This is a genomic window from Nostoc sp. FACHB-888, assembly GCF_014696655.1.
In the GTDB taxonomy this organism is placed as follows: domain Bacteria; phylum Cyanobacteriota; class Cyanobacteriia; order Cyanobacteriales; family Nostocaceae; genus Nostoc.
The window spans coordinates 88,931-104,534 of record NZ_JACJQM010000023.1; the positions used below are offsets into that span (position 1 = coordinate 88,931).

Genomic DNA, 15,604 nt, shown 5'->3' on the forward strand with positions numbered 1-15,604 from the left:
GTTTGCTAGCTTCTCTTGCTTGCTGTCTAAGAGGTTGTTTGAAAAGTGGTTGGCTGTGATTTTAGGCACTTATTGATTCCCCCTAACCCCCCTTAAAAAGGGGGGAACCGGAATCAGAGTCCCCCTTTTTAAGGGGGATTTAGGGGGATCTAAAACGTTTTGCTACCAAGATGAGGACTTTTCAAACATCCTCTAAAATACTTGGCTTGCTGACCGTTACTTAAGCATACTTCAGATGCTTTTCTACTAAATTCAACAGCTTGTTGACTGAGTTCTTTAATCCGAGTCTTTAACTCTTGGATTGTTTTCACTGCAACTCCTTCGCTTCCGCCAAGATGGGATTAACATCAAACCAAGACTGGCCACCATCCCGATATTCAAAGACAAACCGACTGCGAATTAGTTTTTGATATCCGTGGTCATCACTCACCTTTTTCCTTTCCTTGACATGACGTAACAATTGCCACTCATCATCAGAAATTGGCAACATGATTTCATTCCGCCGAGAACGAATCACTTCCTCTAAGGTTTCACCGGTTAGGGGAAGGCTCATCTCTTCCATAATCCAGGTATTTAGCAGCCTCAGCACATCCCGCACATGACCACCGCTCATTTGACATAAGCGTTCTAGGCTAGCAGCACTATCAAAAATTTCGGTAACTTTATTTAAACGCTCCTCTGATGTTATATCAGGAAAAGCTCTAGCAAGTACCATCTGCTGCATGAGTGCCATTCCCTGTGTATGAACACTTCCATCAGTCTTTTGTACAGGTACCATTGGTAACACTTTGGGGTCTTCTGGGAAACGCTGAGTCAGCATTCCGTAATCATTGGAAAACTTCAAAGACAAGGGCATGGTGTAGATGAGATGACAATTCAGCTTGGTCAAAAACTCACCTTGATCGACAAATAAATATTCTTGCTGTGGACGACCCCAAGGTTTGACACGATTATCTATGCGGTCAAGATTATCGACAATTACCACTAGACCATTTTTACCCTGCTGTTTGAGTTTAGCCACGGCAGGTTCTAATAATTCTTGATTAATCGCTTCCAGCAGCTTAGTTTTTTGCGGTGCTAAATACTGATTGAGTTTTTCTCGCAGGGTTGGGTCATTTTTCATCTTGGTAGTGATTTCACCAATGCCCACAGACAGAGACAATTTTTCTTTTTCAGAGGTGACACCAAAATCACCGACATTGGGAACCTTTACTTTTACTCCCGTCACCTCGGAGTTTAAGACCCTCCAAGCACCTTGCAGCAACTCATTAAACTTGTTAGGTTCCCCCAGGGTAATTTTATCCAGACTTTGACTCACCCGCCGAGCGATCGCTAGTAGCACATCAGCAATATCGACATCGGTCATTTCCAAATCGTCACTAGACTCAAAATAGACCACATGGAAGCCTAACTTTTCCAGTTCTGCTTGTAATCGCAATAGTTCTGTCGATTTCCCACAACCAATATGCCCAGTAAATAACGTGCAAGTGGGTTCATTCGGTTTAAAAAAGGTAATCTTCTGCTTCAGCTTGCCAAGAATATCACCACCTCGGACTGGGGAAAAATCTATATAATACTTGCTATCAGAGCTATTGTTGACAAACAGAGTTCTGCTGGGGTCGCTAGCCTGATAAAATTCCCGTAAATCTATGGGCATAACCTGGTAGTGCAATTATCTGGGATTGTATTAACATATCCTTGTTTAAAAGGATAAAGTTATTTACATCTTTGCATCTCAATATTTCGGATAATTTTCGCTTTTACCTCTCTTCCTCTGCGTCTCTGCGGTTCGTTAAAGAATAAAACCACAGAGGCGCAGAGAAGCCAGTGCGTTACGGTGAATTCATCGTTGTAGGCGGGTTTCCCGCCGTAGGCGACTGGTGTTAGCGTAGCGGTAGCGACGTTAGGAGCGTCACCCGAAGGGGGGTTCCCCCCGTTGTAGCAACTGGCGCGGCATAGAGAAATAAGAGTGCAAAACTGTAAGTAATATTTAAGTGATCTGCAAAAACCGAGATTTTTTTTGATACTATTTAAGACCGGACTCTTGAAATATTGATTGACGTATGAGCAAAGGTACCCTGTTTGATAAAGTTTGGGACTTACACACCGTTGGTACACTTCCCTCAGGACTGACGCAACTATTTATCGGGCTTCACCTAATTCATGAAGTCACCAGTCCCCAAGCCTTTGCTATGTTACGCGAGAGGACTCTAAAAGTACTATTTCCAGAGCGGACTGTCGCTACAGTCGATCATATTGTGCCGACAGAAAATCAGGCGCGTCCTTTTGTGGATAGCTTGGCAGAGGAAATGATTCAGGCGCTTGAAAATAACTGTCAAGAAAATAACATAACTTTTTACAATATCGGTTCTGGTAGTCAGGGTATAGTTCATGTAATCGCTCCAGAACTTGGGCTGACTCAGCCAGGAATGACGATCGCTTGTGGAGATAGCCACACTTCTAGTCATGGGGCATTTGGTGCGATCGCATTTGGTATTGGTACTAGCCAAGTCCGGGATGTTCTCGCTTCCCAAACGCTTGCCCTATCAAAACTGAAAGTCCGCAGAATCGAAGTTAATGGCACTCTCAACCCTGGTGTTTACGCCAAAGACGTAATTTTACATATCATCCGCACCCTTGGTGTTAAAGGTGGCGTGGGCTATGCTTACGAATTTGCCGGTACGACATTTGAGCAAATGAATATGGAAGAGAGGATGACTGTCTGCAATATGGCGATCGAAGGCGGTGCTAGATGCGGCTATGTCAATCCAGATCAAGTCACCTACGATTACCTCAAAGGCAGAGATTTTGCACCCATTGATGCAGATTGGGATAAAGCAGTGGCTTGGTGGAATTCCATTAAAAGCGATGCTGATGCCCAGTACGATAATGTAGTGATATTCGACGCTGCGGAAATTCCTCCTACCGTTACTTGGGGGATTACTCCCGGTCAAGGTATCGGTGTCAACCAGTCAGTGCCTCAACCGGAAGAACTGCTTGAAGAAGATCGATTTATTGCCGAAGAAGCTTACCGCTACATGGATTTATATCCTGGTCAACCCATTAAGGGCACTAAAATAGATGTCTGCTTTATTGGTAGTTGCACCAACGGCAGAATTAGCGATTTGCGGGAAGCTGCGAAAATTGCCAAAGGTCGCCACGTCGCGGAGGGAATCAAAGCCTTCGTTGTTCCTGGTTCTGAGAGGGTGAAAGAAGAGGCGGAAGCTGAAGGGTTGGATAAAATCTTTCAAGAAGCCGGATTTGAGTGGCGTGAACCGGGATGTTCCATGTGCCTAGCCATGAACCCCGATAAGCTACAAGGAAGACAAATCAGTGCCTCTTCCTCTAATCGCAACTTTAAAGGAAGACAGGGTTCCTCTTCCGGTCGGACATTGTTAATGAGTCCGGCGATGGTCGCCACTGCTGCGATTAAAGGCGAAGTTTCTGATGTGCGTGAGTTGCTGTAATTTTTTTGTCATTTGTCATTGGTCATTTGGAGAAATTAACAGGCTGTCATTGAAATGATAGGTAAATAAAGTTTATGGTGAGTGAAGTTAAAACAGTTTCAGGGCGCGGTATACCCTTAGTGGGGAATGATATAGATACCGATCGCATCATTCCCGCGCGATATTTGAAAGCCATTACCTTTGATGGGTTAGGTGAAGGTGCATTTATTGATGACCGGACAGCACTTAAAGGTGAACATCCCTTTGACCAACCCCAGTACCAAGGCGCGAATATTTTAATAGTCAACCGCAACTTTGGCTGTGGTTCATCACGGGAACATGCACCCCAAGCGATCGCAAAATGGGGAATCCAAGCTTTAATCGGTGAAAGCTTTGCCGAAATCTTTTTCGGTAACTGTGTGGCAATGGGGATACCTTGTTTGAGTGCCGATGCTGTTACTGTTAAACAAGTGCAAGATTTAGTCGCTGCTAATCCCCAAGCCGCCGTGACAGTGAATCTAGAAACCTTGCAAGTACAAATTGGTGATTACACTGCCCCAGTTGCGATCGGTGAAGGCACAAGAAGCACATTTATTTCTGGGACTTGGGACGCTTGCGGTCAGTTGGTGGCGAATGCTGACCAAGTTCGGGTAACGGCTGCAAAATTACCCTACGTGGGCTGGGGCAATTTAGCCGCAAGTTAGTTTCTCTCATTCTCTGGTTGTCAGCCAGGGAATGAGAAAATGCCAAGAATTTTATAACTGCTCCATAAAAACATCAAATATTGATCATCAACCCAAGTTGCGGGTTATTGACCTCTAGGTACTTTGCAACGATAAAGTGATGCGTTCAGTGGCGCTTCATATCAAATTCGGTTGACTACTTATTATATCGCTGCATATCTTGACACCCCACACCCAACCCCTCCCTGCAAACGGGGAACTGGGGAGGGATATAATATCGTGTCCGGTTAAAGACTTATCATTAAGAGCGCAAGGGGGCAGGGAGCAGGGGGCAGCGGGAAAAAGAGTTTTTAAGTTTTTGCACAGATGCAGGAATTATAACTAATCTGCCGAACATGATATAAAGCACAGCTTTGGTGGGTTCTTCGACAATGAAAAGTAATTTACTGAACATGATATCACTCCACTAGAACTAACTCTATAAAAAAATATTTAATCAAATTAAAGTATTACATTTTACTCATTAAATAAATGCTCATTTGAGAGTAAATGCAAAAACGAATGCTTCAATCTTCAGTAAAAACTCTTCCTTAGTAAAAGTATGAATTGGTATTCATACTTGCGTTTAGATCGCTGACACTTTTATATACTATGAATAAAACCTCACTATATTTTACAGATAAATACTCACTTATAAATACTGTTGATTAGTTAATTATTTGTCACTAAAATTACAACACAAGCACGGGTTACTATTTAATTCTCATCTATTGTTTAAACTTTATTTAAAATCATTTAATTAGCTGAAAACCCTTTGAATAAAGGCATTTACGAGCCATTCTTCTTCTTTACATGACCTAAAAAATCAGAATGTAGTAAGGTCTGTCTGCGAATTTCATAGTATAATATCCTTGTGTTAAACATTTATTTCTTCTCTCTGCGCCTTCTCTGTAAGACGCTGCTCGTTAGCAGAAGCCTGTGGCGTCTACGTTAAAAAATTGACTTTGATAACAGATTTTTAGCCTTACCTTAACCATATTGTTTTATAGTAAGGAAGTTTTCCAAAAACCAATATTCTGCATAAAAAAGGAATACACCCCTGAGTAATACTTAGCAGCTAAAAGCTATTAAGTTTTGTAGTTCATAAATAGAAACTAGTATTTTTATACTTTTCTTAAAACTGAACTACTAGTAGCTCATTGTTCACTTAGAAATCCAGAATTAGGAGAATCAATCATGGCAGTAATTTGGACCCCAGGATCAGGACCAACCAATAGAGCAGATATAGGTACTAGTGATGCCGCTTCTGATAACTTTAATGGTTTAGGTGGAAATGACACCCTCGATGGTGGCGCTGGTGATGATACCTTACAAGGTGGCACTGGCAATGATCTCTTACAAGGTGGCGATGGTATCGACTTTCTATTCGGCGGAACCGGGAGCGATACCCTAATCGGAAATCGTGGCAACGACACTTTCAGTGGCGGAACAGGTAACGACCGACTCATTTGGAACAACGGTGACGGTAGCGACAGAATCAGTGGTAATACTGGCGATGACGTGGTTGAGGTCAACGGCGCCGCAGCTGCGGGAGACACTTTCCGCCTGGAACAAGATGCTCAAGGAAGAGCAATCTTTGATCGGCTCAACTTAGTTCCTTTCACCCTGACTGTAGACACCGCAGAGAGCTTTGAAGTCAATGGTGGCGGAGGCGATGACATCTTCGATGTTAACGACTTGGCGGAAACTAGCGTTGATGCAGTCAGCTTTACAGGCGGTGCTGGAAATGACTCTCTTGATGGTAGTGGCACATCAACACCCTTAACTGCCTCTGGTGGAATTGGTAATGACACCCTAATTGGTGGAACTGGAAATGACACCCTTAATGGTGACGCTGGTAATGACTTGCTACGAGGTGGCGATGGTATCGACTTTCTATCCGGTGGAGCCGGGAGCGATACCATAATTGGAGATCGTGGCAACGATACTTTCACTGGCGGAGCAGGTAACGACCGACTCATCTGGAACAACGGTGATGGTAGCGACAGAATCAGTGGTAATGCTGGCGATGACGTGGTTGAGGTCAACGGTGCCGCAGCTGCGGGAGACAACTTCCGCCTGGAACAAGATGCTCAAGGAACAGCAATCTTTGATCGGCTCAACTTAGTTCCTTTCACCCTGACTGTAGACACCGTAGAGAGCTTTGAAGTCAATGGTGGCGGAGGCAATGACATTTTCGAGGTTAACGACCTGACGGAAACTAGCGTCAGTGCAGTCAGCTTTACAGGCGGTGCTGGAAATGACTTTCTTGATGGTAGTGGCACAACTACACCATTAACCAGCTTTGGTGGTAACGGCAGTGACAGCCTCTATGGTGGCGCTGGCAATGACATCCTTAATGGTGATGCTGGTAGTGATGTTTTAAGGGGTGGCGCTGGTAATGATATCCTAACAGGCGGTGGTGGTAGCGATCGCTTCGTATTCAACTCAGGCGCTCAATTTAGTGCTGGTAGTTTAGGCGTAGATGAAATTACTGACTTCAACCGCAATTCTGACAGAATTGTTCTGTCTCGGACAACTTTCGTCGGACTCAACAATCTGTCCGATATTAGGATAGTAGCTAATGATGCAGCAGCCGCAACTAGCTCTGGAATCATTACTTACAGCTTTGGAACTGGCAATTTGTACTTTAATCAAAACTTGACATCACCAGGCTTTGGCACAGGTAGTCTGTTTGCCAACATTGATAACGATGCATCCACAACACCACCTGTATTAGGAACTGTAAACTTTGAGATCGTTGCTTAATTACACAGAATCTAATGATATGTCTGCAAGCTTGCAGCTAGATGCCAATAGCCGTAATTGTAATCATCAGTATTGCTAATTAGGGATATCTAATCCTCCTCGTACTTGAAGTACGAGGAGGATTATAATTTGGACTCTTTCGGATTTTGAGGATTTTAAATCCAACCACTACAGAATCATAGAAATTTATTATCTCTTAAAAATAAATATTTTAATTAAGCTGTTTTGATTTTGCACGAAGGATTCTGAACTATTCTACGAATTTGTTATGTTTGAAGACTTGACTAAAAACAGCTAATTTTAATATCCTCAAATAACTCGATAAGATTAGGACTTACTATAAGTTTTTCAACTAATTGCCAAAGTTTTTATCCTATGTTCTTTCACAAAAGTAGCAAATATACCAGGCGATTAGAAATCGCGGATACACAGGCTTAGTCCGCCTCCGCGGACTCAAAGAATTTGAAACCCAATAGATATCGTTACTTACGAACAAACTCCATCTCTGGTAAAAATACCCTTCTTTTCCCCCAAAGAACCGTGCTGAAGCTGTTGTGACTAAAAGGTTGGCTTTACAAGTTCGGCAATAACTTTTACTAGCTGGGCAATGTCTACTGGCTTGGGTAAGTGTACTTGAAACCCTGCTGAGATTGCTTGTTGCTTATCCACCTTTCCGGCATAAGCTGTCAATGCGATCGCTGGAATTTGCCCTCCTTGCTCTGGTGGCAAACTTCTAATTTGTTCCAGCAGCATATAGCCATCCATTTCGGGCATTCCAATATCTAACACTAATATATCCGGCTGAAAATCCATCAAAGTTGAAATAACTTCAAATGGCGATCCTACACTTATTACTTCTGCTCCATGCTCTTGAAGTATAAAATAAGCTAATTCCTTAGAATCAACTTCATCATCTACTAGTAAGACTCGGATACCACTTAAATTTAGTTGATTATCAAGCTCTTTAATGTTTGTATTTGTTTGAGTCTGCATTGTCATTAATGGTAGTCTGACAGTAAAAGTACTACCTCGTCCTTCACCAGGACTTTCTGCCCAAACTTGACCACCATGCAACTCTACGAGATGTTTGACAATTGCCAGCCCCATTCCCAATCCACCAAAGCTTCTAGTAGTTTTGCTATCTGCTTGACGGAATTTATCAAACACGTAAGGTAAAAAGTCGTGGCTAATTCCTTGGCCTGTGTCGGTGACTTGTATCTGGACTTGTGTATCAACTTGCTTTAAGCGAACTTCTACAGAACCACCAGTAGGTGTGAACTTGATAGCATTAAACAGCAAATTCCAAAATACTTGCTGTAAACGAGTCGGATCTCCCAAAACAAAACATATATTCGGTGTTAAAATACTGTGCAGTTGAATGTTTTTGGCTTGGGCTGCTAACTGAACACTCTCTACTGCTAGCGAAATTATAGATACTAAATCTACAGAGTAAATATTCAGGCTGAGTTTACCTTGCAGAATTTGAGAAATATTTAAAAGGTCTTCTATCATCTGAGCCAACAATTTTGCATTGCGCTCAATAATGGCTATAGCTTCAGTTTTCTTAGACTCGTTTAACTGGTGGTCAGTAAGTAGCCTACACCAACCGAGTATGGGATTAAGCGGCGATCGCAACTCATGAGATAAGACGCTAAGAAATTCATCTTTAATTCGGTTAGCTGCTTCTGCTTCTGTCCGTGCAGCTTGTTCTAGTTGCAGCAATTGTTCTCGCTGTTGCTCTGCCTGCTTACGTGCTGTAATGTCCTCAATGATGCCATCAATTACTGTAATCTCATTATTGGCGCTCAAAGTCTGACTAATTCGCACCCAAATTTCATTGCCATCTGCACGTCGTAAAAGTACTTCACGTTCGGTTGAATCGCCAGTTTGCTTGAGTTCTTGTAAGAGTTTGGCATAATCTCCTGGCTGAAAGTAAGGCTCAAGGGTGTGGCTTTCTAGAATTCTATTCAAAGAATTTATACCCAACAGATTCAGAAATGCACCATTACTTTCTAATAGAACATTATCTGCTGTCAGACGATAAACTCCTACATTTAGTTGATTTAGCAGGGTTTGAAAGCGCAATTCTAGACCTTGAACTTTACGTTTAGTTGCAGCCCGTTCTACTGCTAAACGTACCGCTATAGGTAAGCGCATATAATGACGCGCAGACTTAAGCACGTAATCGTCTAACCCTGCCTTCATTGCCTCTACAGAAATTTCTTCTGAACCACTATTAGTGAACATCACTACCGGCAGTTCGGGATAACGGCTTTTAAATTTTTGCAGAACAGTTATACCATCACTCCATCGCAGTTGATAGTCAGTAATTACTACATCAAAATTCCCTGTTGACAACGCCTCTTTTAGCTCTTCTGGACGAATAACTTGCTTAATCTGAAGATCGGCAAACTCTTGTTCCAATGCGTGAATTGCTAACAAGCGATCGTGAGGATTATCGTCTATTAGAAGGATGTGTAATACCATTTCAACGTCAGGTTTTTAAAGTTAATATGCAAGCTTATAAAGATAATTTACGGAATTTCAATTTGTGGCTTTTCATTAAAAACTATCCAATGTCGGTTAAGAATATCGATAATTTCGACTAAATTATTGAAAGCAACAGGTTTGACCATATAAGCGTTAACACCTAAGTCATAAAGATGATTAACATCAGCATATTCCCGCGAAGAAGTCAGAACCACGACTGGCATCCGCTTGAGTATAGGTTGCTGCCGTAACCACATCAAAACCTCAGCCCCAGAGCGGCGCGGAAGTTTCAGATCGAGTAATATTAGTGCTGGTAAAGGATAATGACTACGTTTGCTATAAGGTTCTTCTCCAGATAGGTAAAGCACAGCTGCATCTCCATCGTTCACTACTTGAAGTGGGTTAAGAATCCCAGCTTTGCGGAAAGCTCTTTGGATCAGGAGAATATCTCTTGAATTATCCTCGACTAGTAAAATTGTGTCCTGTGTCTGCAAAGAATTCATTTCCTACTTGTAGTTAATAGCAATTTCATATCCCAGCAACTTCTCCTAACTAATTGAGATTTTGCACCTACTTGGCTATTTATCGGTGTAGCTTCTTGGCATAAAGTTGTGTTATCTAACTTTGTTTAGAATTCACTTTAGATATATCTCAACTCCTAAAAACACTGAGCATTTACCTGTATTAAACCTAAACAATCCTCAAATCTTTGTCTTCTCTCTCAAGTATTAAGAGCTAATGCAGTTGTTCTCCAAAACAGCTTTTGGCAAAGTAAAAAAGAAGCGACTACCTTGACCTAACTGTGATTCTACACCAGAGAAACCACCCATTTTTTCTAGAGCTTTACGTATAATGGCTAACCCAATCCCTGTGCCTGGATAAACTTCTATACCATGAAGTCGTTCAAATACTTGGAAAATACGTTCCTGATGTTCTGGTGCAATGCCGATACCATTGTCAACTATCCACAATTTGATCCAACTTTTACCCTCTTGAATATACTCCTGGGAGTAAATGTGTATTAAAGGTAATACGCCTGGTTGGACAAACTTGAGCGCGTTGCTAATCAAATTTATCACCGCTTGCATCAGTGTAGGATAGTGAGCCATTACCTGCACTAAAGGAATGTCAACTGTAACTTGGGCCTGTTCTTCTTGGATTTGTTCTTGTAATTTTTTGAGTGCTTCGTTAACTACAACAGCTAAGTCAACAGGTTGAATTTCGATTTGGCTTCGACTCAGACGACTATAAGACAGCAAATCAGTAATTAAGCCGTCCATTTGCATGGCACCTTCATTAATATAGTTGAGGTAGTTTTGTGCAAAAGAATCTAGTTGGCTGCTGTAGTCTTCTTGTAATGCCTGAGCAAAGCCTTGTATAGTGCGTAAAGGTGCGCGTAAGTCATGAGAAACGGAGTAACTAAAAGCTTCCAAGTCTTGATTACTTTCTTCTAGTTGTGCAGTGCGTTCCAAAACACGATGCTCTAGTTCTTCGCCATAAGCTTGCAGTTGTTGACGGAGTTGAGATTGTTGAATGGCGATCGCTAACTGTTCTGTGACTTCACAAGCCATCTGCCGATTTTCGTTGTTAAAAGCCTCAACTTCAGTGCTGGCAAGATGAAGCTCACCTATCAAAGCTTCCCGAATCTGCATCGGAATTGTTAAGCAACTATGTAACCCTGCCGCCAGCATTTGCTCTAGAATTGGCGATCGCTGCTCTAATTGAGCAATGTCTTGAATCAAACGAATTTGCCGTTGCTGTAAAACTTCAGTAGTAGCAAAGTCTTCCATTGGCAGTGCCATACCTTCAGCAGACTGGAATACACCATCAGTGCCACTTTCAATCACTTGAGCTGTTTTGGTTTCTAAATCGAATAACACCAAAAACGCTTGTTGGCAATTTACGAGTTGACGCAATCGTTCCAGAGCAAATTGTATAATTTGATTATTAGGTATAGCAGATAAAATCGCCCGATCAATTTCATGCAAATCAGCAAGACGTTGAGCAGAGTGTTGAACAATTTGAGTTTGCTCAATTGCCGTTTTCAAAGCACCTTCATAAGTTGTTGACACCTTCAAGATTTGTCGTCGAATAAATAAAGTTAGAATAGCGCCAATTCCCAACGCCAAAAGAACACTACTTACACTTAGCTGTATTGTTGTCTCACGTACCGCTTCACTGCGCCGGGCTAGTAGCTGTTCTTCTGTGGCAATAAAATCATTAATGTGACGACGGATAGCGTCGATTCGCTGTTTACGAGCTTTGAGGTTTAACAAAGATACCTCGTTGCCTGGCTGATAACGTTTCTGCGGCAAAGATACTAAAAGTTTCCAATTATCATATTGGCTAATCAGTTGACGGACACTTTGCACCTGACTGGGATTATCCGACACTAAATCACTTAATTCTTGAAAAACGGTATCAATAATCGGACTAGCCTTTAAATAAGGCTCCAGGAATTGTTGCTCACCTGTGAGCATATAGCCACGTAATCCTGTTTCCAAGTCTTCTAGCAGTTTCTGGGTTCGGTATGCCTGACCAATTACCTGGTGTGTATGATCTACCCATTGCAGTGCTGCAAACAAACGGCTAACTTGCCACTGCGATATCCCAGAAAACAGCAACAAAAAAAGGCTGGGTAGAGCGATTACCCTAGTAACCTGACGTTGAAATATAGTTCTAGCATTTTGGAGTCGCATACTATTGCCAATTTAACGTTAATTTGACACGTATGACAGTTGTCATTGGTGTGAATTTAACGCAAAAGCAACTCTAGAATCAGCTTTAAGTGATTATTTTATTCCAAGTCAAGACTTAGAATGCCTAATTGAGATGTTGCCTCAAGACTAGCGGCGGCAACCTAATGACGAGCATTTCCACTACCCGCAGAAAGCGACTTCAGTAAAGTCTAGTTATTGGCTATAACCCTATACTTCGAGTTGTTAAGGTACAGTGTAGCTGTGTTGAATTAGTTAACCGATTCGACACCCTTAAGCGTCTTTTTTTAATTAATAAGAATGTTGACTAATTTCGCTGTATTTAGATTATTATCCTATAAAAAACTAGTGTAATCTTCGGGTTACAAACCCTAGCGCATTTATAAGTGTATTTAGAGAAATTCCTGTAAATTATTAATTGCTTAAGTTAGTCGGTTTTTACTTTGAAAGACTTTACTAATCTTAACCAATCTCATAGCTTCAGGAGAAACAAAGAGCATTAAAATATCGCATTTGTTACTTCAAAAACCGCATCAGCAATCTACTACCCCTCTTATATTAGTCTGCCTCTGCAAAGTTTGCCTTTTTAACTGCACCTTCCATTCGCTTCGATTATTCTCTTTCCAAAGTCATTACATAGCATTAAGATGCTTGAAAAAACTTTGATAGTTTAGCATACTAATATTAGTTGAAGTAGTTTGAGGAAACTCATCATGCTAAAAACAACTTCTCAAACAGAAAAAGATTCTTTTTCTATTACCTTTGATGACCTTGATGAAAATTCATTATCTGAATTAAGCTCCGATGAAGCCTCTGAAATTCTAGGAGGTTTTACAGTTATCAATGATACAAATAGTACGAAAGCTTTTTATAATTTTGGAGCGTCCGTACTGGCAGAACGCCAAGTTTTACAACCTGGACAGAGTGCTGATTATGATGGAGAATATATTTTATATAATTCTTCAAGAACCGCATTTCAACCAACATTATCACGGAGACTTGCTCCAGATGACTTCGTAAGTTTTCGTCAGGAGGGAAATAATACAATAGTTCTTGATACTAGTGGAATTATCACTCTTCGCAGCATCGCGTCTGAATTATAAAACTGGCGTAAGTTGGGGAGCCACTGCGTGATGCGGGTTCCCCAATGAGCAACTGGCGTGCGAATTCCATTCGCTTTGGCTGTGCCTCTACTACGTGGTCTATTTACCAAAAATAGCTCCAAAACATGATCAAAACGCCTAACGCACCTCTATCATGGTGAGTTAGGCTAAATTTTTAACACACTTTACTGGCTTAATTACGAATTACTTTAACGTGCATCGCCAATCAAGACAAATGGCGACCAATAAAAAGGATGGCGATGGTCTGCAATTAGTTTCAACTTAGCTTGTTGCAAAGCCTCGCCTTTAGTCATACCTTGCTTGAGATTTTGATAAAATTGAACCATCAATTGCTGAGTTGCTTCATCATCAACTGCCCACAGACTTGCCATTACAGCTTTAGCACCAGCCCGCTCAAATATATAAGCAACACCTGCAATTCCTGCGCCATTAAAATTAGTGTCTACAGCAGTTTGACAAGCACTAAGAGTAATCAATTGTGTGCCTTGTAACCCTAAAAGAGCAGCATTGGCAATGTCTAAGGGTTTGTCAGCAAATAGTAATCTATTATTTAGTAAATTAACTTTTTTGCAGTCTTCAGCTTGGAAACAGCCGTGAGTTGCTAAATGCACAAATGAAAAACGCAATGCTTGGGATCTAAATTTTTCTAGGGTGGCTTCATTGTGGATATAAACTTCACTTTCTGGTAATATTTCTTTAATATTTCTGACTTCCGTCTCTGCACCTGGGAGATTTTGCGGGTCACTCGGTACAGGATTACCAAATGCTAAAACAGCTTCTAGTTTGCGGGGTACGGCATTTTGCACACCTGGAGATTTTAGAGAATTATTGGAAATGCGAGTGAGATAGTTTACAGGATATTTTTGGATGAGAAATTGATTGGTTTTACTGTCGTAAAGAGTCTCAAAAGGTAAATGGCGCAGTTTACCAGTAGCAATAATGCTCACTTGTTTGGGTGATAAAGATTGAACTTTTGCTTCTACAGGACGAATGAGAATATCATATAGTTTGCCACCTGTTTCAATGAAGTTAGCATCACTATCGTCTTGTACCTGTTTTAGGTAATTGGCAATAAGTTTATTAAGCTCAGTGGGATCAATGGATTTTTTAATAACGCTCAAATGACCTTTTGTGAAGATGAAAAATGCGACGTTATTAGGCATATCTCTCACATTAGTCAATAAGACAGGTTGAACTACGACCGTTCCTGCGGGTATGGAGGATGTAAGATTTTTAATATCTACGGGTGTAGTTTCAAATAGTTCTGCCACTTCAGGGAAACGGCGAGAGATATTTTCGGCTTCTGAGTAAACTTGTGTTTCTAATTCTCGAATTTGTTGGGGTAGGCTTTCGGAGAGATCGCTTTGCAGTTGTTGTCGCAGTGCTTCCAATTGCTGATTTTTTCTACTCCAATCATCAAGACTCTGCTGTGCTTCTGGGTTGGCAACTTTGGCATTAATGAGGCGAGTATAATCAGCAAGGTCGGCTGTGGTGAATAGGTTAACCCATTCAAACGCTTGAGCGTATTTCTTTTGATTAATCAAGACATCGACTAAAGCAGTTGCACTCCAATTGTTTTCCTGTAAAAACTTTTGGCGATTTTCTCGCTGCAAACCCCGGCGCATTTCTAAGCTGAGTTTAAGAGATTGCTCTAAATTAGTAATGGCTTGGGTTGGTTGATTTATACTTTGGAAGAGTACACCAATATTACCCAAGGTAACGGCTTCACCAGAGCGATCGCCCACAGCACGCAAAAGGGGCAGAGCTTGGTTGTAAAAATCGAGTGCTTTTTGCTTTTGTCCTAAATCGGAGTGGACTTTGCCGATACTATTGAGTGTGACAGCTTCACCAGAGCGATCGCCCACAGCCCGCCTTATAGGAAGAGCTTGGTTGTAAAAATCGAGTGCTTTTTGCTTTTCTCCTAAAGCGTCGTAGACTGCACCGATATTATTGAGTGTAGTGGCTTCACCAGAGCGATTGCCCACAGCACGATATAGTGGCAGAGCTTGGTTATAAAAATCGAGTGCTTTTTGCTTTTGTCCTAAATCGGAGTAGACTAAACCGATATTATTGAGTGTAGTGGCTTCACCAGAGCGATTGCTCACAGCACGCAAAAGGGGCAGAGCTTGGTTGTAAAAATCGAGTGCTTTTTGCTTTTGTCCTAAATCGGAGTAGACTAAACCGATATTATTGAGTGTAGTGGCTTCACCAGAGCGATTGCTCACAGCCCGTCTTAGGGGCAGAGCTTGGTTGTAAAAATCGAGTGCTTTTTGCTTTTGTCCTAAATCGGAGTGGACTTTGCCGATACTATTGAGTGTGACAGCTTCACCAGAGCG

The 15,604-nt window shown here is 41.6% G+C and carries 10 protein-coding genes; 4 read left to right on the plus strand and 6 right to left on the minus strand.

The annotated features are described in order from the left end of the window. Positions 1-149 precede the first annotated feature (149 nt). Both H6G26_RS16500 and H6G26_RS16505 read right to left on the minus strand, forming a co-directional pair. Positions 150-311 carry a hypothetical protein gene (locus tag H6G26_RS16500; protein ID WP_190730285.1) on the minus strand — a complete coding sequence of 54 codons (162 nt, stop codon included), beginning with the start codon at positions 309-311 and terminating at the stop codon, positions 150-152. Next, positions 308-1,657 carry an AAA family ATPase gene (locus H6G26_RS16505; protein WP_190730286.1) on the minus strand — a complete coding sequence of 450 codons (1,350 nt, stop codon included), beginning with the start codon at positions 1,655-1,657 and terminating at the stop codon, positions 308-310. The genes H6G26_RS16500 and H6G26_RS16505 overlap by 4 nt, the downstream gene beginning before the upstream one ends. A 406-nt stretch (positions 1,658-2,063) precedes the next feature. Here H6G26_RS16505 and leuC point away from each other — a divergent pair, with 406 nt between their 5' ends. The 3 genes from leuC (at position 2,064) to H6G26_RS43805 (ending at position 6,937) form a co-directional block, all read left to right on the plus strand. After that, positions 2,064-3,467, plus strand: coding sequence for a 3-isopropylmalate dehydratase large subunit (gene leuC / locus H6G26_RS16510; protein WP_190730287.1), 1,404 nt, complete (start codon positions 2,064-2,066; stop codon positions 3,465-3,467). 74 nt (positions 3,468-3,541) lie between these two features. Further along, positions 3,542-4,150 (plus strand): 3-isopropylmalate dehydratase small subunit, encoded by a 609-nt coding sequence (leuD, locus tag H6G26_RS16515; protein ID WP_190730288.1) that lies wholly within the window; start codon positions 3,542-3,544, stop codon positions 4,148-4,150. A gap of 1,215 nt (positions 4,151-5,365) precedes the next feature. Further along, positions 5,366-6,937 carry a calcium-binding protein gene (locus tag H6G26_RS43805; RefSeq protein ID WP_190730289.1) on the plus strand — a complete coding sequence of 524 codons (1,572 nt, stop codon included), beginning with the start codon at positions 5,366-5,368 and terminating at the stop codon, positions 6,935-6,937. Positions 6,938-7,495: 558 nt separating this feature from the next. On the opposite strand, the gene H6G26_RS16525 is transcribed toward H6G26_RS43805, so the two are convergent. From H6G26_RS16525 to H6G26_RS16535, 3 genes are all read right to left on the minus strand, one after another. Continuing rightward, a complete protein-coding gene (locus H6G26_RS16525) occupies positions 7,496-9,424 on the minus strand; it encodes a response regulator (RefSeq protein ID WP_190730290.1) in 1,929 nt (642 codons plus the stop codon). A 47-nt stretch (positions 9,425-9,471) separates the two neighbouring features. After that, positions 9,472-9,930: a response regulator gene (locus tag H6G26_RS16530; protein WP_190730291.1), complete on the minus strand. Its 459-nt coding sequence runs from the start codon at positions 9,928-9,930 to the stop codon at positions 9,472-9,474. Positions 9,931-10,155: 225 nt separating this feature from the next. Further along, entirely contained in the window at positions 10,156-12,126 is a 1,971-nt protein-coding gene (locus H6G26_RS16535; protein ID WP_190730292.1) for a CHASE3 domain-containing protein, read from the minus strand. Between the two features lie 731 nt (positions 12,127-12,857). Here H6G26_RS16535 and H6G26_RS16540 point away from each other — a divergent pair. Then, on the plus strand, positions 12,858-13,247 hold the full coding sequence (locus H6G26_RS16540; RefSeq protein ID WP_190730293.1) for a hypothetical protein: 390 nt from the start codon (positions 12,858-12,860) through the stop codon (positions 13,245-13,247). Between the two features lie 209 nt (positions 13,248-13,456). Here H6G26_RS16540 and H6G26_RS16545 read toward each other — a convergent pair. Further along, positions 13,457-15,604, minus strand: a 2,148-nt coding sequence (locus H6G26_RS16545; RefSeq protein WP_190730294.1) for a CHAT domain-containing tetratricopeptide repeat protein, incomplete at its 5' end; no start/stop codon positions are given.